Source organism: Okeania sp. SIO1H4 (assembly GCF_010672695.1).
GTDB lineage: Bacteria > Cyanobacteriota > Cyanobacteriia > Cyanobacteriales > Microcoleaceae > Okeania > Okeania hirsuta.
Genome location: NZ_JAAHGB010000029.1, coordinates 33,012 through 53,775, shown reverse-complemented (window position 1 = coordinate 53,775; position 20,764 = coordinate 33,012). Strand labels below are relative to the sequence as shown.

The following is a 20,764-nucleotide window of genomic DNA, read 5'->3' as shown; positions in this document are numbered from 1 at the left end:
CATAAAATTAAGTATTTTACCGAATAATCAAGGTTGAAAGCAACTTCAATTAAGGGAAAAAAATAATTTTTTATCCTTAAGGATCAATCTTAATTCATTTTAAGAAGAGGTAATTGTTAATTATTAATTGTTGAACTCTACTCCTCTTCTAGCTGCTACCTGAAAATAAGTATTCAACTGAACATGATATAGCAAGGAATGAGTTAGTTAGGACTTATGTTGATGATGAACCGTAATATCAAATCCGGTTAAACAGTTATAGATTCGTTAAGTAAGGAGGAGTCAGGAGCACCGAGTCAGGAGGAGAGAGAATCACAAAGATGTAGTAGTTATGACGATTGAAGAATTTTTTTATGTCCAATTAAACGGATTTGATATAAGACAGAAAAATACTTTTCCCACTCTTGCCTGTTGCCTGCTATATAGCACTACGCAAATAGGTTAGGACATTTATAAATGCTCAAAGTTAGTCGATTACTTCTGACTTCTGACTTGCGCGTAGCGCTACATTACCCAGGAACGCACCATATTTTAATCGTCTTATCATTACTCCCACTCGCTAAACTCTTACCATCCCGACTAAAAATCACCGAAAATACATCACTTGAATGACCCTTAAGAGTTTCCAACAATTCTCCGGTGACAACATCCCATAAATTAATAATCCCATTACGATACCCACCCACAACAATTTTTCCATCCGGACTAAACGCAACAGACAAAACATCGCTCATACCATATTTCAAATTTTGTATAGGTGTCGAAATAAGCTCCCCTCCATAAACCTGCCATAACTTAATCGTGCCATCCCTACTACCACTAGCTAATGTGCCACCATCTGGACTGAAAACAAGCGATCGCACCCAGTCAGAATGGCCCTTAATTGTAAACAGCTCCTTCGCCTTCTGAAAATCCCATATTTTAATTGTTTGGTCGCGACCTCCACTTGCCAATATCCGACCATCTTTATTGAAAGCAACACTATAAACCCGGTCTTCGTGACCAACCAGAGTAAACCACCGCCTTGCTTTCTGCAAATTCCACACTTCAATTGCCTTATCTCTCCCCCCACTTGCCAATACCTGACCATCTGGACTAAATGTCACTGCATCCACCCAGTCAGAGTGACCGATGAGAGTAAACCAGCGTTTGCCTTTCTTCATATCCCAAATTTCAATAGTCTTATCCCGACTCCCACTCGCTAACATTTCTCCATTTTCACTAAATGCCACAGTTTGTACTGAGTCGCCATGACCAGTCAGGGTATACCAACGTCTACCTTTGTTCACATCCCAAATTTCAATAGTCTTATCCCGACTCCCACTAGCTAAAATTTCTCCATTCGGACTAAATGCTACTGAATTTACCGAGTCAAAATGTCCGGTCAGGGTCGATACACATTTCCAAGTTGACCTTTGTGGTTGAGGAATAATTGTCGGTTGGATAACATGAGGCGGTGCAGTTATAGAATTTTTTGTTTGTCTAATGGGTGTATATGTAGATATTGGCGCTCTGGTGGGGGTAGGAGATGGTGTTGGTCTTCTGGTTGGGGATGGTGTGGGTGGAGAAATATTAGGGAGAGTAGGGAGTTTCTGTTCTGAGTTTAATTCTTTCATTACCTCAGCAGCAGACTGATAACGCATTTTGGGGTTAGTTGCCAGCATTTTATCAAGAATTCTGCCTAACATACTATTAATAGACTGATTCAAATAATCTCGCCACACCCATTTATCTTTCATTACATCAAATAGATCGAAAGGAGATACTTGAGTTAATAAATGAATACAAGTCACCCCCAAACTATAGATATCGCTAGCAAAAATAGCATGACCTCTTACTTGTTCTGGAGCGACATATTCCGGACTGCCAATTATTGTTCCAGGTTGCATTAAAGCAGTTCCAGTAATAACTTTAGCTGCACCAAAATCAACTAATACTAATCGATTTGTATTAGTCATCCATCCTGTAGTTTGTGGTAGAAAATTACGACGAATAATATTTTCTGGTTTGAGATCCCGATGAATTACTTTATGTTCGTGAATAAACTGTAAAACTGGTAATAATTCATTCAATATTTGTTTGATTTGACCGTCGTTAAAAGGACCTATTTTTGTTGACTCTTGAGCAAGATTAGAACCATCAATAAATTCCTGTACTAAATATTGATTATTATCCTGTTCAAAGTGAGCTAATAATTCTGGAATTTGTGGATGTTGACCAAGTTCATCTAATCTAATTGCTTCTTGTTGAAATAACTCGGCAGCTTTTTTTGGGTCGCCAGTATTTTGAGGTAAAAATTGTTTAATTACACAAGGAGGGTGAGAAGGTTTATCTTCATCTACAGCGAAAAAAGTCCTACCAAAGCCACCCCTACCTATAGGTTTCATAGGGCGATATCTTTCTCTCAGCAGCAATTTTGCTCCACAAGCTAGACAATATAATGTTTCTTCAGGATTTTGAGGATTTGGGCATTGAGGATTTAAACAGTAGCTCATTATAAGTATTAAAAAGATTCGGCAACTATAGAGCTACGCGCAAGTTAGAAGTCAGAAGTCAGAAGTCAGAAGTCAGAAGTTATCCTTGACTGAATTTGAGTGTTTATAATTGTCCTAAACTATTTGCGTAGTGCTATATCTCTATATTAATTCTTCCCTTGGACAGAGTGTAAATAGCCTAAATTGAACTATAAGTCTGGTATTACTGAACTTATTCCGAATTTATGTCTAATAATAATTATGTCAAATGTTAATTTAACTGATGATATTCAGGTTTCTCAGCCTTCTCAGCAAGTTCCATTATGGGCAAAAGCGATCGCTTTATTGGCTCTTTTGAATCTTACTCTAGGACTATTTAATATTAGTTATGTGTCGTTACGGGACATTTATTTTAGGTATTTGCCTGCTGTTGTTAGAGTTTATGACCCAATCAAAGGTATAGAACCTAATATTCAGACGGATAATTATCTTGTTACTGTGAATCAATTGGTGGCACAACTACCAGAAAAAGGACTCCTAGACCCAACTACAAAAGATTTATTAACTTCTTGACGCAGTAAGAGTGTGGCCTTAATAGAAGATGACCCATTTATAGCAGGTAATAAGTTTGCCACTTTTGCCAAAATTCAACGACGAATGCGTAAACGAGTGAGGATTGAATCTACAAGAAAAGCTTTTGTAACTTTCTGGAGTATCGATTATTTAATGTCAAAAAATGTTACTCAGGAAATAGATTTTTTTGAGAATAAAATTAGTCCTTTAAAGGGAACTTTTTGACAGTTTAGCTAAACAATTTCAAGATGCTTTACGTCAAGAACTTCAGGATGAAGCAACATTGCATGAACTGCAGTCTTTACTGTCTGATTTATTGGAATAAATGAAGTTAAATTATATTCAAAATTCTCAGAAACGAACACCAAAACAAATGATCGATGAAATGGCATAAATTGAACAGGTTGCTGAAAATATTCAAGATGAGAAAGAGTAAATTTTTTGTGGAAAAATAACATAATAATTTCCTGCGTAATGCTGCGTAAACAGCTATCAGTAACAAGAATCTCTCATATAGACAGTGTTTAAATTAAAAAATACTTTAAGGAAAAGGGATGCAACTTTTATAGTAAGAAAATTAATAATGTCTGTTGTTAAAACATAAGGTTTATTCTCAAAACCGGGTTCCTTTTGACCCGAACATTCATCCTTTTTGAGATGCTGCTACTCCAGTTCAATTGGGTTCATTTTTGAGCAATACCTCCACACTATGGAAAAATGGTTAATGGCTAAGGAGAAATTGAATCCTTAATCAATTAATTAATTAATTAACAGAAAAAACCTATGCTTACTTACAATTTCAACTCCAATAAAGTGCGTGTTATTTTTGGAGACGGTGACGAACCTTATTTTGTTGTGGAAGATATTTGTGATATTTTAAAAATACCTGATGGTAGGTTGAGCGATGAGGACAAAATTACGCAAAAATATACGACGAACAAGAAATTATTGTTACTTCCGAATTTGGGCTATATGAGTTAATAATGAATTCCTTAGGAGAGAAGGAATTTAAGCGCTGGATACTGAGGGAAATTTTACCGACTATCAGAGAAACTGCTATGGTTAAAAGCTACCCTTCTAGAGAGATGATTTATGCACTAGCAATACTGAAGGAAGTTACTTACAGCGAAAGAGATGACAAAGCTTATTTCACTTTTAACGCTACAGCGAAATTATGTGGTACTGGAAACTCGGGATTAAAAAAAGATTTACAAGATAAGATTTATCAACTTCTTGGTTGGTATACAAAAGCAGATTTAGCGAGCAGAGATAAGTGGATCAAAGGTCATACAAAGTTTTCAGACGTAATAATAGCCAAAATCATTGAATATTATGCTTTTGAAGCTCCTGAGTCCAACGACAGAGTAAAAGATACTTTCAAAGCATTTGCTCCCATAGGTATCCGCAACTGGGCAAAAGAAGCAGTGCAGTATGTTGAAAAAGAACCTACTGATAATAACCCCAAGGAAATTTTAGCTTCTATAGATGAGAAGTTGAGTGTGATTCAACAAACTGTTCAGGAGTTAAGTCAACAATTCCCTGTGTCCGACGATGGAGAACAATAAGAATAAATAAATTTTAGGGTTGTAGATGTCTACACCCTACCAAAGTTGTCAATTTTTATTTGAGTTTTTGTCAGAGCCTTTAAGACTTTATAATATTAAAAAGGGCGAACGATGGGACTCGAACCCACGAATGGTGGAACCACAAACCACTGCCTTAACCACTTGGCCACGCTCGCCATACATATTTTTCTTACAGTAAACTACTATAGCATTACTAAATTATATTTGTAAACCCCCTAGACAAAAATCTAAAATCTAAAACCAACCCCTCAATGAGTTATTGTGTTAACCCTCAATGTCCCAATCCTGAAAATCCAGATACAGCAAGCTCTTGCCAGAGTTGCCGATCGCCCCTACTCCTCCAAAGACGCTATCGTCTTCTGAAAAAAGTTGGTCAGGGAGGTTTTGGCAAAACATTTTTGGGCGTAGATGAAAAACATCCTCTGAAGCTCCCATGTATTCTCAAGCAACTTTCATGTCCTACCCAAGACCCCGAAAGTCATCACACAACAGCAAGATTATTTCGGCGAGAGGTGATGCGGTTAGTACAGTTGGGGCAACATCCACAAATTCCTTTATTGTTAGCTCACTTCCAACACAATCAAAATTTGTATTTGGTGCAGGAATATATTCAGGGTTTGACACTGAAGCAAGAATTACAACAACAGGGGGTATTTAACGAAGAACAAATATGGCAATTTTTGCGAAGTTTACTGCCAGTATTGCAGTTTATTCATCAACATCAAATTATTCATCGGGATATAAAACCAGAAAATATTATTCGTCGTATTTCTCCACCTATTAACTATCAAAAACCACCCCACCTACCTGGAGAAAATCAACTGGAAAAATTAGGAAAAGTGGGGGAAATTGTATTAATTGATTTTGGCGTAGCGAAGTTGCTGACGGGTACTGCTTTAATTCGCACTGGTACCATTATTGGTAGTCCAGAATATATGGCACCGGAGCAAACCAGAGGGAAAGCATTGCCAGCAAGTGACTTATTTAGTTTGGGCGTAACTTGCATTCATTTACTGACGGATGTTGCACCGTGGGATATGTTCGATGTCATCAATGACTGTTGGAGATGGCGAGATTTTTTGCCTAGTGGGGGTAGTGTGAGTCAAAGTCTGGGCAATATATTAGATAAATTATTGCAAAATTCTGTGAGTCAACGCTATCAGACAGCGGAACAAGTTTTGGAGGTGTTGGAGTCTAGGTCTAATATTGTTAGGCGACCTGTGAAAAATGTTGAGTCTTTGGCGTTAGTAAATCAAAAGTTGTCTGTGTTGCCATCGGTCCGGAGTTTGGTAGGAAGGTTTATTCCCCAAGTTATGGCACTCGATGAAAATCAGTTAATTTCAGCAGTGGGGGTAAAGTATAGGAAATTGCAGTATTTGTTGGCAGTGCAAAAGTGGCGGGAAGCAGATATGGAAACCTGGGGAGTTTTATGTGATGCTTTGGGGAAGAGGAGAAAAAGTTATTTGTTTAGGGATGATATTGATAATTTGCCTTGTGAAGATTTGCTGACTATTGATTGCCTCTGGGTGAAGTATAGTCAGGGGAAGTTTGGGTTTAGCGTGCAAAAACAGATTTATGAAAGTGTGGATAAAGATTATGGAGAGTTTTGTAGTCAGGTAGGTTGGTTGACTTATAATTTGCATTTTCGCGATCGCGGATTTAAGTTTAGAAGTTGGGCACCAGTTGGTCATTTACCTTCACGAATTTGGGCAGGAGGTCAAAAATGGTGGAGTCATGCTGAGGGGATGGCGAAAAAGTTGGATAAGTGTGCTGTTAGGTAGTAGGTATTAGGTTTTAGCTGAAAGTGTGGGATAGATAATTCAAGTCACGCCACTTCTAGGGTGCGATCGCCGTTGTCAATAATTATTAAAACAACCTGTTCAGTAGTCTCTACAAATATTTTGTATCTCCTCATCCTGATTTTGAGTAACAATATAATCCCTCAACCATTGACAACCCAACTCCATAAAATCTTCAATATCCAAAGTCAAATTCCATAGCTTAACTGTACCATCTTCACTAGCAGAAGCTAGTAACTTACCATCTGGACTAAAACTAATACTAAAAACCCGACCCAGATGACCCTCAAGAGTTTGCACCTCAGTACTATCCGCCACATTCCACAAAATCACTTTTCTATCAAAACCAGCAGAAGCAACTATTTTACCATCCGGACTAAAATCAATATCTCTCACCCAACTTCCATGACCTTCGAGAGTTCGCACCTCAGTACCATCCGCCACATTCCATAACTTCACAGCAGCATCACCACCACTGGAAGCAAGTAACTTGCCATCTGGGCTAAAACTAACAGCAACCAAGTTAAGATTACCCCGATCCAAAACTTTCAACATCCTGCCATCTTCGACACTCCACAAAATTACCCGATGGTCAAAACCAGCAGAAGCTAAAACTTCACCATCCGGACTGAAACTGACACTCCTAACTGAGCGGAGATGACCCTTAAGACTTTGCAAAAATACTTGATCAGTGAGTCGCCATAATTTTACAGTACGGTCATCGCCAGCAGAAGCTAAAATCTTTCCATCCGGACTGAAACTAACAGCATAAACAGACCTACTATGACCCTTAAAGGTCTGTACTAGAGTACCATTTTTCACATTCCACAGTCTAACTGTATTATCGAGACTAGCAGAAGCTAAAAATTTACCATCCGGACTGAAGCTAACATGAAAGACATCTCCACTGTGACCTTTGAGAACTATCAGTAAAGTACCATCTGCCACATTCCATAGTTTGATAGTATTGTCAGTATCAGCAGAAGCCAGAATTTTGCCATTAGGACTGAAACTGACAACTGATACATCACCTTGATTATTTGTAAAAGTTCTTGGTTCTGTACCTTCTAGACCTTCTACATTCCACAACCTAACAGTATGGTCGCTACCAATTGATTAATATCTAGAGGAATATAAACTTCTGTTGAATGTGCTATTACCAAACGTAGTCGTTTCCAAACATCAGATATTTTTCCTCTTTCATGCCAAAATCGTAACATCCCAAAAAAATCTTCAATGACTTCAGTATAAGGAAATAACCGGTCTACTGCATCCAAACACAACACTAATGGTGTATCAATTTCTGTTAATAAATATTCTTCAAAATATACTGTGCAATTATCATTGCTGCCAAGAATTTCTGTATCCCAATAGTTGTCTAGCTGATTTTCTAAATTTAATTGCCGACCTACTGTTAAACATAACCATTTGAGAAACTTATCTAAATTAGTAATAACTGTTCGATTCACACTACTTAAATCTAGATAGACAGTCCGATAATTCTGAGCTTTAGCCTGAGCTAAAATTCTCATTATTAAAGAAGTTTTACCCATCAGTTTAGGAGCTTTTATCCTAATTAGAGATCCTGGGTTTTCTATAGTTTGATAACATAAATTTTCTACATTTTCTCGCTCTATATATAAAGGAGAATCTAGAGCAACTGCTCCTTCTGGAAAAGGTAGTTTGACAATGGATGAAACAAATTGATTATTATTATCCTCTTTCCATCTTTGTAGTGCTTCCTTAAAATTTTTTTTAGTTATCTTTTCTCCTAATGCTGTTGAAAATTTACTCCACATTTTATTGCCGACATCTTTGTTGAGATATTCAGCACTATAACCATTTTCCTGAGCTATCTGAATATAAGTTTGTTTTTCCCATGCTCCTTGGAGAATTAGAATTTCCAGATCGCTCAAGTGTGTACCAGTGTTTTGGAAGATTATTTGATTTGCTCTCTCTTTAGCTTGGCTCCAAGTAAACTCTGATTCTGATTTCATGGTAGATTAGCATATAAATTACTATAATTATATTTTATTCATGTTGAGCATTGATAAACAGAACAATTATAAAAATCCTGATTTTTTATTTTAACTACCCTGACTTTTCCTGATTTTTTTTCTGTTATCTAGATTTTGGAATAGTTTAATTGTTGTTTTTATCCTGCAGATAATCACTTCTTTACTCATTTATAAAAATAATTTTCAGCCATGCCATACATAGCTCTGCAAACTAAATTTTATCTAAAAAGTAGAGAATTAACAGACTAAAAAAAAAGGAGTATTGTAGCGGATTATATATTGTAGGTATGGAGCTGTTAATAGATAATTTATTACTGATTGAGCAGCCAAATATATTGCCATACTCATACGGAAAAATTGACAATTATTAAACTTAGGAAAAAATCTTTTCTTTGAGTAAGTAAACACCTGATTTTTTATCCATTGTCGTTCTTAGTATGAAAAGTGAAAATTATTAATAACAACAAACATTCAAGCGTAAAAGAGAACAAAAATGAATTTACAAAGATTTCTGGCAGCACCAGTTGCCTTCGGATTGACGCTCGGTACTTTCTATGTACTAAATTTACCTGCATATGCAAAAACTGTAAATGTTACCGTTCCTAAAACAGCTGTTGCCATAGCTTTTAACACAGCTTTTAGTTCAACTAAAGTTCATCTTGACAACTATGGAAAAAAGCATGGTAGTAGCTGGCATCAAGATTCTAGCTATGTACTATTGCCCAATGGAGCCAAAGAATCATTCTTGATTCCCGAGTACAAACATAAAGTTACCAAATTTCGCCAGTTGAAATATTACATTGATAATATGAATACCTCATCTATCCAAGCCACTATTAATGGTAGTCGAATTCAAGCAACTGCAAGGTTTGAAAGCCAAGGAGAGGAAATTAAAGCAAAATGTGTCCGCAGAAGGTTTGGAAAATGGGGTGAGTGCAAATTAAAAATGGAACGCGATATCCATTTGAACAACTCAATCCTTTCAATGTCTTTGATACCTGTTGCTTATAATGGGTCTATTTCATACGCAAATCCCAAAGTAGACTTTAAGACTGATTTACGAATTCCTAATAAGCTATGCCAAGCTTTTAAGGGTATCTGTAGTCGTATCCAAAATAAGATTAAGGGTGAATTAACCAAAAATATTGAAACACAACTTGCCAATGGTCTGAATAATCCCAAAGTAAAAGACAAGGTAGCAAATTCTGTTAAAAAATCACTCGCTAGCCGTTTAGGTCAATACAAAAACTGGAAAATAACTAAAGTTTCTAGCAATGGCAACAACTTTATCTTAAATTTGAGAAATTAGATTTTTTGGTAGTGATTCTAATATCAACTCAAGAAAAATATGACACAAATAAATTTTTTGTAGGGGTTTAACACTGATAAATTTTTACCCACAGATTTGTATTTCTCAGGACTTACGCAAATGAATTATAGTCTTTGCGTAATTCCTATTTATATTAAAGTCAAATTTTATGATTAACAACTTCTAGGATGATATTTTTCTAGAATTTATCTGCCAAATATACTGCCATACTAATATCCGGAAAAATTTACAATTATTCAACTGAGAAATCAAGTTTTTATCAGGAAAGTAAACACCTGATTTTTCCTCCATTGTCGTTGTTGGTCTGAAAGAGGCATGATTAATTCATAAGTTTAGTTTGAGAGCTATAGCACTCCAATTTAAGTCGTGAAAACCTAAGAGGCTCAAGCTTTTGACAGCAAAGTTTCTAGCCTCAAAAATATTACAACTATCTAGGATTGCTATAGGCCCATCAAATTAACTAACAAAGTCGAATTGATGTGGGAGAAATTTCAATGGCTTATATTCGAGGCACTCCAGGTAACGATTTTCTACAGGGTACTTATTTCGGGGATATTATCGAGGGTTACGCTGGCAATGACACAATGCGGGGCGCAGATAATAGCGACACAATGCGTGGTGGAAATGACAATGATGATCTGTTTGGTGAATATGGTAACGACTTTCTATACGGTGACTCTGGCCGCGACTACCTCAATGGGGGTGTAGGTGACGATTATCTTTGGGGAGGATCTGGTCGTGATACTATTGATGGTGGTAGTGGTAATGACGTGATGCGGGGTGGCACTGGCTACGATACTTATGTAGTTAGTTCTCCGAACGATCAAGTCATTGAGTATAGTGGCGAAGGACTTGACATCGTTGTTAGTAATATCAATGGCTATACTTTGGGTGCAAATGTAGAAAGTCTTCTCCTCGGAAACACAATTTCTGATGGTACAGGTAATAGTCTCAATAATCGTCTTTACGGTAACGATGCCAACAACAACCTAAGTGGAGTTGGAGGAGCGGATGAATTAGTTGGTTATGGTGGTGCAGACGCTCTTAATGGTGGTTCAGGCAGTGATACACTCACTGGTGGTGCTGATTTTGATGTTTTAACTGGAGGTAGTGGTGCTGACTATTTTAAATATGTCAGTCTATCTGACGCTCCTACAAATTACATTTTCTTTCCAGAGACTATTAATGATTTTCAACGAGGAATTGACAATATAGATTTATCAGCAATTGATGCTAATCTCAGTAGTTCAGGAAATCAAGCATTTTCATTTATTGGTACAAGTGATTTTGGAAGTGTTCCTCGAGGAAGTCAAGGTCAAGTTCGATATGAAAATACTGGTGGATCTGTGCTGGTTCAAGTAGATGTTTATGGTGATGGTGACTATACTTCTGACCTAGATATTATGTTGCTCAGTACCACATCTGTTAGTGCCAGTGATTTCATCTTGTAAGTAATGTAATGATTAAACAGAGTAGCTTAGACTTTCATAATCACTACTTCTACAGTTTATTTGGCATCAGTATAAACCTAACAAAACAAAGATTAAATATTAGGAGGTAACACAAAATGACAGTCATTTATGGAACCCGTGGAGATGATAATTTACAAGGATTTAGTGGCCCTCATTGGTCTTTAGTAAATGGTCAGTTAGTTTATTATCCGAATGGCAACGACACCATTGATGGTCAGGGTGGTGATGATGTATTGCTAGGTAAAAAGGGGAATGACGACATCTTTGGAGGTAGTGGGAATGATTTTCTCGGAGGAGGAAATGGAAGGGATGAACTCTATGGAGAATTTGATGACGATAGCATCAAAGGAGGAAGTGGTCGTGACTCTATGTATGGTGGTGAAGGTAACGATCAATTGGATGGAGATGGTGGAGATGATCTAATCTTTGGAGATGATGATCAAGATACAGTCTTCGGCGATACTGGAGACGATACGCTTGATGGCGGTGATGATGCAGATTTGGTCGTAGGTTCTAGCGGTGATGACATGGTAGTCGGCGGTAGTGGTAATGATACGGTCGAAGGAGGTGCTGATAAGGATACATTAGTCGGAGGAACGGGTGATGATATTCTGATTGGGGGAGGAAGCAGTTTAGTCCGGACTATCCTACCCGATATGGATAGTAAGCAGGATATCTTTAAAGTTCAGGTGATGAGGGAGTAAGCGGTTTTGGCGACGATACATTAAGGGGATTTGAACGCAATCTAGATAAAATTGAATTTGGCTTCGATATTCTGCTGAATTTTACTCAAAATCCACCTCCTGGTGATTTAAGCCTGAAGAATTTTGACGTTCTTGATTACTGGCCTAATGGTAATGTCGCAGGTGCGGATGGTGAATTGACAGATCTCGATTTCCCCTTTGTTGAAGAAATTGGTAACGATCTACTCATTAACCTTCCTCCATCCGGTAACATTACTATAGGTGTTCAAGCTGGAACCATTGAATATCAAATGAATGGTCAAACTTTTAACTTTGGTGGAGGCACTTTGTTAGTCGAGAATGTCAATAGTTTAGGCAATAGTTTAACCGAGAATGATTTTATCTTTTCGTCCTAGAATACATCATCATCATCTAACTAGATAATTACATTAGACCTTTTCAAAATCGGTATTTTTGGAAAGGTCTAAAAACAGTATGACTATTTGTAGCAAACATTTATCACCCTTGGTATTACCCACATATTATTTCTCAGGACTTACGCAAAGACTATAATCCATTTGCGTAAGTCCTGTTTATATTAAAGTCAAATTTTATGATTAAGCACTTCTTGGTTTGTATTTTTATAGAATTTATCTGCCAAATATACTGCTATGCTAATTTCCGGAAAATTTTACAATTATTTAACTGAAAAATCAAGTTTTTATCAGGAAAGTAAACACCTGATTTTTCCTCCTAGGAAACCCAACAAAAATCCGTCGCAACCTACCATTTTAGCTGTGTCCGTCCACTACAGCTACTGGAAGAGAATATTTGAAAATATATAGTATAGATTTTCCTGTTAGATAGTAATTATTATGAATAATACTAATAATTCTGCTCGATCAGAAAGTAAATGTTTCAAAAAAGCGTAGTTTTGAATGATTGCTCTATCTTTTTACCGAAAAATTGTGGTTTAAAGCCGACCCTTTTAAGGGGATAATAAATCAAAATTTTCCTTTGAGTCAATCCTCTTCTTTTCAAGGAGAGGTAATTATTAATAATTAATTATTAATTGTTGAATGTATATAGAGATGTTAATTTAACCCATCATATCGATTGTTCATAATACTAATTAATTTGTGTGATCCTTCAATAGTTTTGTCGAAATCCCTCTGCCTTTTGAGGATATTTTCCCTAGATATATTAATTTTCATCTTCTGCAAATAAGAATCCAATCATCGGCAAATCTATGACAAGTTTCTGCTCAATGTAGAAAGATTTATTTAGATAAATTCACGAATACCAAATTCATTTCTAAGTTGCATAGAATAATATTTGGCGTTGGTAAAGCGCGTGTATGATATTCATCTTAATTATTTAGGAGTCAACCCACCCCTCGCCCCTCCCCCTCCCAGGAGGGGAAGGACCGAGTCATAAGTCAGGAGGGAAGAAAGAAGAAGAAACCCCGAGTAGAAGGAGAAAGTTTTTTGGTCGCGTAAAGGTCACGGAGTTCTATCGCGCTCTGATCCGGACATGATATCATACCTCTTTTCACCAACGCCTAATATTTTAATCAGAGTTGACTGTAGATCGAGATAGACAAGTTAATAAATTTCATAATTCTATGCCACCTCACATAAAATTGGTATAATACCCAATACCTAAAACCTAATACCTAACACCTATTATTAGTGAGATAGATTAATGAAAAAAAGAAAAAAATTGATCTTTAGCCATAAATGGCAAGCATTTTGTCTAATGATAGTTGCTTGTACTCTAACGCTATGGGTGTCTCCAGTTAGTTCCCAAGAATCACAAATAGAAACTTCAGCCACAATTGCAGCAATTACTACTGAAGAACCAGAAATTCCTGTCGATGAGCTGAAGCTTTTGCTCAAACCTTTGACTCAGGAGGAATTAGAAGTCGAAGCTAAAGCTTGGCAGAATTTGCTAAAAGCTAAAGTTCAGGAAATTAGCGATGCTGAGATTGCTATCAAACGCAAAAATCGGGAAACCAGAAAATCTGAAGAAGCGGTTGATGCTATAGAAAAAGCTCAGAAATCTCTTGAGGAAGCAGAAGCAAGAAAAAAGAGTGCATCTCCTGGTTCTCCAGAAGCAGAGGAAGCTGAAAAAAATCTAGAAGCGGCACAAAAAGAACTCGCCAAAGCTCAAGAAGCAGTTGAGGAAGCTGTTGAGGTTAAAAAGCAAAGTGAAGGAACTGGGGAAGCTACCCAAAATCTAGAAGTGGTAGCAGAAGCGATCGAAGATGAAGCTAGTAATACAGATAATATCAATAGTCAACAGGAATTAGTAGAGAAAGAAAAACAGTTAGAAGCATTATCACAAAAACTCGAAGATTCTAGTGAAGTCGCATCGGAAGTCAAGACTAAATTGGTCGTTGATGTCACTGAACTTCAACAGCAGCAAACTGCTCTTGCCGATCGCTTTGATACTGTTTTGGATGAATTTGAGAGTAAAGGAGGCAAAGCTGAATCTTTCCGTCAATATGTTGAATCTGTTAGTGGTGTCGAGATTGATGTGAGTGATACTGAAGGTTTGTGGTTAAGGATAGCTGGTTGGCTCAAATCAGAAGAAGGTGGTTTACGTTGGGGCAAAAATATTGGTATCTTTTCCGCAATTGTGGCTACTTCTGTAATTGTTGCTGCAATTTTAGGCTTTGTGACTAATAGAAGTCTGCGAATTGTAGGGGGAGTTTCTGACCCTTTGCGTCAATTATTGGTCAGAACTGTGTGGCAAGCAACTGTTGGTGTTGGGGTCTTATTAGCATTGACTGCTTTGGAAATAAATCTTGCTCCAATTCTCGCCTTAGTTGGTGGTACTAGCTTCATCTTGGCATTTGCTTTGCAAACCAATATTGGAAATTTGGCTAGTGGTTTAATGATTATGATCTATAGTCCGTTTAATGTAGGGGATGAAGTAGAACTATGTGGAACATCAGGCTACATTGATTCCATCAGTCTCCCTCATACAAAAATAAAAGGTTGGACTGGTCAGATTATTACAATTCCCAATAACTCTATTTTGAGTAGTGTGGTCGTTAATCATAGTGCTAGAGATACTCGTCGCGTTAGTTTGCAAATTCGGGTTGGTTATAATGAGAATTTGTCTAAAGTTGAGCAATTACTTTTGGATATTTTTAAATCTCATTCTCTAGTATTAGAGGAACCAAGACCAAGTACATTTGCATGGAAATTTGAAGAATACTTCGTCGATCTGTATGTAGGAGGATGGACTAAAACTTCAGATTACTGGCAGGTATATAATGAAACTCTTCATCAAATTAAGGAAAGATTTGCTCAAGAAGGAATCTCTATTCCTATTCCCCAGAAAGATATTCGTGTTCAAGAGTCTACCTAATTATCTTTGAAACCTCAAAAAAATAGTATAGCAGGGAACAGGGAACAGGGAACAGGGAACAGGGAACAGGGAACAGGGAACAGGGAACAGGGAACAGGGAACAGGGGGAAAAACATTTCCCTGTCTGAGGTTCATCATCAGTCTATGTCCTAATCAACTCTTTCTCTGCTATAGTTCTGTAGGGCAATTAAGTATCAATGGGGATAAAAGTGACACTAAAAGAGGATAACGACTGTATTAGGGGCAGGTTGAAAATTACAGCAGTTTTCCTGCACGGTAGACCACAGTAGGGGCGAATGGCCATTCGCCCCTACAAAGTTTTGGTTGTGACGATCTGCTTCAGAGATCGGCAAAAGCGCTGTAACTCAAAACCTACCCCTAAATTAACCAACCTACACTACACCAACTGGAACTTCATCTAACTGTTTCAAGAACTTTTTAATTAACCCAATAGTCACTGCCGGAACTTCCAATTGAGGAGTTAAACCCACATCATCTAATGTTTGAAAAATTCGCACAGCTTGAGGATTCAAATCTGCTAAACGTTGACCTATTTCTGGACCTGTAAACTCCGACTTTTTACCCCAAATAATTGCCGTCGGAATTGTTAATTGACTCATATATAAAGATAAATCAAAACACAAATCTCCTCGCACAAAAGATAAAGCAGCATATTCAGCATTAGGTTGAGTTGCTGACTCTAAATATGCCTCTACAATTTCTTCATAAACTAACTTGGAATTAGCAAATTGTCGGTTTTCTAAAAAAGTTCTAATCCCCCCAGGAGTAGCAACACCACCATTATAAATCAAACGATCTACTACAGGGGTACTCACAAGTTGAGCGAAAAAACTGCGGGTATAATTTTCCCCGAAGTCAGATAAACCTGCGGGAGTTGTCAATATTAGAGACTTGAATAATTCCGGACGGGCGATCGCTACTCTCACCATCATTGCTCCAGTCAGGGAAGAGGCGATAACTCTGGTGGGAGGTTGACAAGTTTGTTCTAAAAATTCGATAATTGTGGTGATATAGTCATCTACTTTGTAATCTAGCGCCTGATGTTCCGAACGCCCCCATCCGATTAAGTCTGGGGCAAGAATGCGGTATTCTGAGGCAAAGGCGGGATAAACTTTTGACCATTCGTAGGCAGATGACCCACCGCCGAAACCGTGAAAAAATACTAGGGTTGGCAAGTCGTCGATGTTGTCGGTGTCAGTTTTCCAAGGTGTTTTTTCGTTGGCGTAGTAGACCATTCTACCGTGAGAGGTGACGATTGATTTTTGTTCAAAACCTAGAGGAATAAACATAGTAATTTTAGATTTTAGAGTTGGCATTAATGTGGAAATATCTTCAGTATAGGATGATTTTTGGGTGATGGTGCATTGTAATATTATGTCCGGTTGAATACTGATAAATAAACGACTTAGGAGTCAGTCCTCAGGAGTCAGGAGGAAAGAAAGAAGCAAGAAGAAGAGGAGGAAAAGGAGAAAGTTTTTTTGATCACGCTCTTATCCGGATTTGATATTGCGGCGTTGGTGAATCAACATAATAATTAATATCATGTCCGGTTGAACAGTTATAAATAAACGACGAAGGAGTCAGGAGACAGGAGACAGAAGACAGGAGGGTAGAAAGAATGAAGAAGGAGAAAGTTTTTTTATCACTAATTATCCGGACATGATATAAGATATTTGGACTAAATGTAATCAACATAAGAATTATGAATACCCTTTTCATTACTTGCTCCCGAACAACCCGTAAACGAAATGATCTGTAGGGATGTTGCATGCAACCTCCCTACCTGTTCCCTCCCTACCTGTTCCCTCCATACCTATTCCCTATTCCCTAAGCACGAAAATCATAGCTAAATTCACTAATGCCGATATTGCTAATGGTTGTTCATCTGATACTAATATCATGTCCGGATGATTAAGTATAATAAAAATGTTTTCCTCTCAATGTTGAAGAAATATCCCAAATTTCCACTCCTATCAAGTCTTCCCTGTTAAATTTACACCTATCACCTAACACCTACCACTTAAAAACTGTATTATCACTAATTAAGCGGACATGATATAAATCCTGTTTAGAAAGAACCTTTATTATAAAGGTAAGGTAAAGGAAAGAAGGGTTAGAAAAGAATTTGAAAATGGTACTTTTGATAACCGGATTTGGTGTGAACTATATCTGTTGGGTTCTTGCGAAACCCAACCTACAGAAGTAAAAATGTTGTTAAGATTAGCAGATTTGAGATTTTTTCTTTTAAGGTAATTATTATTAATGTTATTAGGTCAAACAAATGCAAGTTCAAGAAAATAAGTTTTCCTGGTATGATGTGCCTGAAGATGTCAAAAGTTTATTGATGTTGGCGGTGGAAAATTGGGAAGATACTGAGACATCGGAAAATTATATTAATCAAGCTTTGGCTAAGACTGAAGGAAATCTGGATATTTTGATAGGTGCTTATCGTTATTTTTTCTATAAAAATAATATGAAAATGTCTCTACAATTGGCTGATATGGTAATTAATGAAGTGAAAAAAAGGGAAAATTTGCCGGATGATTGGCAGGAGATAAAAACTATATTAGCTAGTCGAAAAAATGAGCAACAAATTAATCTTTTGATTACAGCTTATGCTGCTTCGGGATTGATTATTGCGAAGATGGGTGATTTGGCAAAAGCTAAGGCAATAAGTGAGGAAGTTCAAGAAATTGATGATAAAAATGATTTAGCAAAAATCTTGTTTGATGTGATTACTAGACCGCCAGATGAAGATGAAGATTAAGGTAATTTGCTGGTTAATATTTTGAAGAAAGAAGAAGGTTTTTAGTTATCTAGGAGAAAAGGAATAAGTGGATAGGGATAGTTTTATACCAAATATCAAAAGTATTGCTAAATCTCCTTGACAGTAGGGAGTAGGGAGTAGGGAGTAGGGTTAAAAGATATAATATATCTTGGCTTAATACCAAAAAATGTGAAAAACATTACTGAAATATTATTATTATTTAATAACTGAAGTCTTAATGAAGTATAGCATTATTTTTGGGAATTGGTATGATATCGGCCGCTTCGTATCTACAAAGCCCAAGTAATTGTAGATACCCTGTAGGCATGGTCATTTCATTCTAGATTTTGACAATGAATTTATTGATTTTCAGAAAGCGAAAGATAAATTTCCTAAAGCTGTAAATAACGTGGTTTCGTCAATACATAAAATGGCACAGTTTAGAATGAAACAGCCCTGCCCTGTAGGCGATGAGGTATTAAAATCAAGAAATAATAGCATAAATTTTTTCTCAACCTAAAGTCAGTAATTAAGTCTGATTTTTTTCTGGTGTATATCCTTTCTAATCATCAGCTATGACCAAAAAAATTAGGTCTCAAACCTTCCCTTAAAAGGGGAGAAAAAAGAAAATTTAGCATCTTCAAAGCTTCCTATTACAAAAGGTAATGATAACTGATAACTTAATTAACATCATCAATACAAATTATATCTCCTTTAATTCTAATATCATCAGAGTTTAAAAATCAAAAATAATTCTCCAATTTCATTGCTCTATACCCTAAGTATTAGAAATATCCAAATCAAAAATTTTATGTTTTAATTATAGAATTATAGTTATTTCAGTTTAGATTGATACAAGCGCTTCTTACCTTGAAAGAGTTTCATTCTTATTTGAAATGACTATATATCATCCTTGGCTAAACTAAACTGTAGTAGGGGTTAGGCAACTAAGCTCCTAGAAGCTTTAATTATGATCTATGTTTTTTTCTCCTTCCTTCTTCCCTCTTCCTTCCGATATTGCTATCCTATAAAGAAGTAACCTAATATTAACTTCCCCTACTTAACTATGACCGAAAAATCTCAGCGCATTTGTATCCTTGGTGGTGGCTTTGGTGGACTTTATACCGCCCTTCGCCTAATCCAGTTTCCCTGGCAACCTTCAGAACAACCAGAAATAATTCTGATAGACCAGCGCGATCGCTTCCTCTTTGCCCCACTATTATATGAACTTGTGACCGGGGAATTACAAACCTGGGAAATAGCTCCACCATTTGAAGAGTTATTCACCAACACCAACATTCGTTTTTGTCAAGGCGTTATCTCTGAAATTGATATCAACCAACAACAAGTAAAACTAGAAAACGGTCAAGCATTCAGTTACGACCGCCTCGTTTTAGCTATGGGAGGTGAAACGCCAATGGAAATGGCAAAAGGTGCGGCCGAATATGCAATCCCATTCCGCACCATTGATGATGCTTACCGTCTCCAAGAAAAGTTACGAGTTTTAGAAGCATCAGACCGCGAAAAAATTCGAGTCGCCATTGCCGGGGGTGGTTATAGCGGGGTAGAATTAGCTTGTAAATTAGCAGATCGCTTGCAATACAAGGGGCGAATTAGATTAGTCGAACGCAGCGATATGATTCTGCGAACATCCCCAGAATTTAACCGGGAAGCAGCTTCTCAAGCATTGTCTGAAAGAAATATTTGGATTGACTTAGAAACAGAAATTGAGTCTATTGAAGCTAATCAAATTTCCTTAAAGTACAAAGGGCAAGTTGACACCATTCCTGTAGATATTGTTTTGTGGACAGTGGGTACAAAAGTCGCCCCAGTAGTAAAGTCATTACCATTGAAAAAAAATCAGCGTGACCAAATCATCACCAGTGCAACTCTACAAGTGCAAGACAATACACAAATCTTTGCTCTCGGAGATTTAGCAGACTGCCAAGATGCAGACGGACAAAAAGTACCCACCACTGCTCAAGTAGCGATACAACAATCTGATTATGTTGCCTGGAATATCTGGGCATCTGTAACTGGGCGACCTTTGTTACCATTCCGCTATCAGCCATTGGGTGAAATGATGGCATTGGGACTTGACAACGCGACTCTTACCAGTTTAGGAATTAAACTGGATGGTCAGGTAGCACATTTGGCAAGACGTTTAGTTTATTTGTATCGCTTGCCCACATTGGATCATCAAATGAAAGTTGCTTTCAACTGGATAGTTAATCCTATTCAAGAGGCACTATCAAGTTTTTCAACAACTAATAATTAATCATTAATCATTACCTTTGCTTAAAATCGATAGGATTGGCGAAAAAGATTTTTTGTCTTTATTTCTTCTTCAAAGAAGAGACTTTAAAGCTTAATTATTCCGTAAAGTTTCCTGATGATTAGTTCTTTTTTTCCTTCTAATCATCTTTACATTCATGTTGAACATCACTATCGTGTTTTGTTTATTTGACCCTAAATTTATGATTAAAGACTGGTAGGCAAGGAATATGGAAAAAAAGGTTAAAAAATACTCCCCACCTCCCCATCTCTTTTTAAATAGATCAGGACTTACGCAAAATATAAATATACACAATATGTATGGGTTAACGGCAGTGATGACTACTAAATATGGTTAAATGCGTAAGTCCTGTAGATATTAAATGGGT

Annotated in this window: 16 protein-coding genes and 1 tRNA gene; 12 read left to right on the top strand and 5 right to left on the bottom strand. The window is 37.0% G+C overall.

The window, feature by feature from the left end:
- Positions 1 to 509: 509 nt before the first annotated feature.
- Positions 510 to 2,495: a serine/threonine-protein kinase gene (locus F6K06_RS18820; protein WP_124147161.1), complete on the bottom strand. Its 1,986-nt coding sequence runs from the start codon at positions 2,493 to 2,495 to the stop codon at positions 510 to 512.
- Between the two features lie 240 nt (positions 2,496 to 2,735).
- On the opposite strand from F6K06_RS18820, the gene F6K06_RS18815 reads away from it, so the two are divergent.
- From F6K06_RS18815 to F6K06_RS18800, 4 genes are all read left to right on the top strand, one after another.
- On the top strand, positions 2,736 to 3,047 hold the full coding sequence (locus tag F6K06_RS18815) for a hypothetical protein (RefSeq protein ID WP_124147160.1): 312 nt from the start codon (positions 2,736 to 2,738) through the stop codon (positions 3,045 to 3,047).
- Positions 3,048 to 3,059: 12 nt separating this feature from the next.
- Complete coding sequence (locus tag F6K06_RS18810; RefSeq protein WP_124147159.1) at positions 3,060 to 3,272, top strand: hypothetical protein; 213 nt, start codon at positions 3,060 to 3,062, stop codon at positions 3,270 to 3,272.
- A 558-nt stretch (positions 3,273 to 3,830) separates the two neighbouring features.
- Positions 3,831 to 4,028, top strand: coding sequence for a hypothetical protein (locus F6K06_RS18805; RefSeq protein ID WP_124147158.1), 198 nt, complete (start codon positions 3,831 to 3,833; stop codon positions 4,026 to 4,028).
- 2 nt (positions 4,029 to 4,030) lie between these two features.
- Positions 4,031 to 4,612 carry a hypothetical protein gene (locus tag F6K06_RS18800; RefSeq protein WP_124155107.1) on the top strand — a complete coding sequence of 194 codons (582 nt, stop codon included), beginning with the start codon at positions 4,031 to 4,033 and terminating at the stop codon, positions 4,610 to 4,612.
- Positions 4,613 to 4,715: 103 nt separating this feature from the next.
- Here the strand turns inward: F6K06_RS18800 and F6K06_RS18795 are convergent.
- Positions 4,716 to 4,788, bottom strand: a tRNA-His gene (locus tag F6K06_RS18795).
- A 96-nt stretch (positions 4,789 to 4,884) separates the two neighbouring features.
- Between F6K06_RS18795 and F6K06_RS18790 the strand changes: the two genes are divergently transcribed.
- Entirely contained in the window at positions 4,885 to 6,414 is a 1,530-nt protein-coding gene (locus F6K06_RS18790; RefSeq protein ID WP_287239681.1) for a serine/threonine-protein kinase, read from the top strand.
- Between the two features lie 99 nt (positions 6,415 to 6,513).
- Here the strand turns inward: F6K06_RS18790 and F6K06_RS18785 are convergent, their stop codons facing one another.
- Both F6K06_RS18785 and F6K06_RS18780 read right to left on the bottom strand, forming a co-directional pair.
- A complete protein-coding gene (locus tag F6K06_RS18785) occupies positions 6,514 to 7,521 on the bottom strand; it encodes a WD40 repeat domain-containing protein (RefSeq protein ID WP_287239679.1) in 1,008 nt (335 codons plus the stop codon).
- A complete protein-coding gene (locus tag F6K06_RS18780; protein ID WP_287239677.1) occupies positions 7,509 to 8,429 on the bottom strand; it encodes an AAA-like domain-containing protein in 921 nt (306 codons plus the stop codon). The genes F6K06_RS18785 and F6K06_RS18780 overlap by 13 nt, the downstream gene beginning before the upstream one ends.
- A gap of 514 nt (positions 8,430 to 8,943) precedes the next feature.
- On the opposite strand from F6K06_RS18780, the gene F6K06_RS18775 reads away from it, so the two are divergent.
- The 5 genes from F6K06_RS18775 (at position 8,944) to F6K06_RS18755 (ending at position 15,313) form a co-directional block, all read left to right on the top strand.
- Complete coding sequence (locus F6K06_RS18775) at positions 8,944 to 9,759, top strand: hypothetical protein (RefSeq protein ID WP_124147154.1); 816 nt, start codon at positions 8,944 to 8,946, stop codon at positions 9,757 to 9,759.
- Positions 9,760 to 10,274: 515 nt separating this feature from the next.
- The gene (locus tag F6K06_RS18770; RefSeq protein WP_287239673.1) at positions 10,275 to 11,231 is read left to right on the top strand and encodes a calcium-binding protein; all 957 of its coding nucleotides are present in this window, start codon (positions 10,275 to 10,277) and stop codon (positions 11,229 to 11,231) included.
- 116 nt (positions 11,232 to 11,347) lie between these two features.
- Positions 11,348 to 11,956: a calcium-binding protein gene (locus F6K06_RS18765; protein ID WP_287239670.1), complete on the top strand. Its 609-nt coding sequence runs from the start codon at positions 11,348 to 11,350 to the stop codon at positions 11,954 to 11,956.
- Positions 11,957 to 12,132: 176 nt separating this feature from the next.
- Complete coding sequence (locus tag F6K06_RS18760; protein ID WP_287239668.1) at positions 12,133 to 12,351, top strand: hypothetical protein; 219 nt, start codon at positions 12,133 to 12,135, stop codon at positions 12,349 to 12,351.
- 1,288 nt (positions 12,352 to 13,639) lie between these two features.
- Entirely contained in the window at positions 13,640 to 15,313 is a 1,674-nt protein-coding gene (locus tag F6K06_RS18755; RefSeq protein ID WP_287239666.1) for a mechanosensitive ion channel family protein, read from the top strand.
- Between the two features lie 392 nt (positions 15,314 to 15,705).
- Here F6K06_RS18755 and F6K06_RS18750 read toward each other — a convergent pair whose 3' ends face one another.
- Entirely contained in the window at positions 15,706 to 16,623 is a 918-nt protein-coding gene (locus F6K06_RS18750) for an alpha/beta fold hydrolase (RefSeq protein ID WP_124143747.1), read from the bottom strand.
- Between the two features lie 992 nt (positions 16,624 to 17,615).
- Here F6K06_RS18750 and F6K06_RS18745 point away from each other — a divergent pair.
- Positions 17,616 to 18,101 carry a hypothetical protein gene (locus tag F6K06_RS18745; RefSeq protein ID WP_287239664.1) on the top strand — a complete coding sequence of 162 codons (486 nt, stop codon included), beginning with the start codon at positions 17,616 to 17,618 and terminating at the stop codon, positions 18,099 to 18,101.
- A 1,066-nt stretch (positions 18,102 to 19,167) separates the two neighbouring features.
- Positions 19,168 to 20,379, top strand: coding sequence for an NAD(P)/FAD-dependent oxidoreductase (locus tag F6K06_RS18740; protein WP_124143715.1), 1,212 nt, complete (start codon positions 19,168 to 19,170; stop codon positions 20,377 to 20,379).
- Positions 20,380 to 20,764: the final 385 nt, after the last annotated feature.

Excerpts from the sequence above, each read along its gene's own strand:
- F6K06_RS18745 (WP_287239664.1), top strand. The coding sequence starts at position 17,616 with ATGCAAGTTCAAGAAAATAAGTTTTCCTGGTATGATGTGCCTGAAGAT.
- F6K06_RS18800 (WP_124155107.1), top strand. The coding sequence starts at position 4,031 with ATGAATTCCTTAGGAGAGAAGGAATTTAAGCGCTGGATACTGAGGGAA.
- F6K06_RS18775 (WP_124147154.1), top strand. The coding sequence starts at position 8,944 with ATGAATTTACAAAGATTTCTGGCAGCACCAGTTGCCTTCGGATTGACG.
- F6K06_RS18820 (WP_124147161.1), bottom strand. The coding sequence starts at position 2,495 with ATGAGCTACTGTTTAAATCCTCAATGCCCAAATCCTCAAAATCCTGAA.
- F6K06_RS18755 (WP_287239666.1), top strand. The coding sequence starts at position 13,640 with ATGAAAAAAAGAAAAAAATTGATCTTTAGCCATAAATGGCAAGCATTT.
- F6K06_RS18780 (WP_287239677.1), bottom strand. The coding sequence starts at position 8,429 with ATGAAATCAGAATCAGAGTTTACTTGGAGCCAAGCTAAAGAGAGAGCA.
- F6K06_RS18765 (WP_287239670.1), top strand. The coding sequence starts at position 11,348 with ATGACAGTCATTTATGGAACCCGTGGAGATGATAATTTACAAGGATTT.
- F6K06_RS18815 (WP_124147160.1), top strand. The coding sequence starts at position 2,736 with ATGTCAAATGTTAATTTAACTGATGATATTCAGGTTTCTCAGCCTTCT.
- F6K06_RS18790 (WP_287239681.1), top strand. The coding sequence starts at position 4,885 with ATGAGTTATTGTGTTAACCCTCAATGTCCCAATCCTGAAAATCCAGAT.
- F6K06_RS18805 (WP_124147158.1), top strand. The coding sequence starts at position 3,831 with ATGCTTACTTACAATTTCAACTCCAATAAAGTGCGTGTTATTTTTGGA.
- F6K06_RS18740 (WP_124143715.1), top strand. The coding sequence starts at position 19,168 with ATGACCGAAAAATCTCAGCGCATTTGTATCCTTGGTGGTGGCTTTGGT.
- F6K06_RS18770 (WP_287239673.1), top strand. The coding sequence starts at position 10,275 with ATGGCTTATATTCGAGGCACTCCAGGTAACGATTTTCTACAGGGTACT.
- F6K06_RS18750 (WP_124143747.1), bottom strand. The coding sequence starts at position 16,623 with ATGTTTATTCCTCTAGGTTTTGAACAAAAATCAATCGTCACCTCTCAC.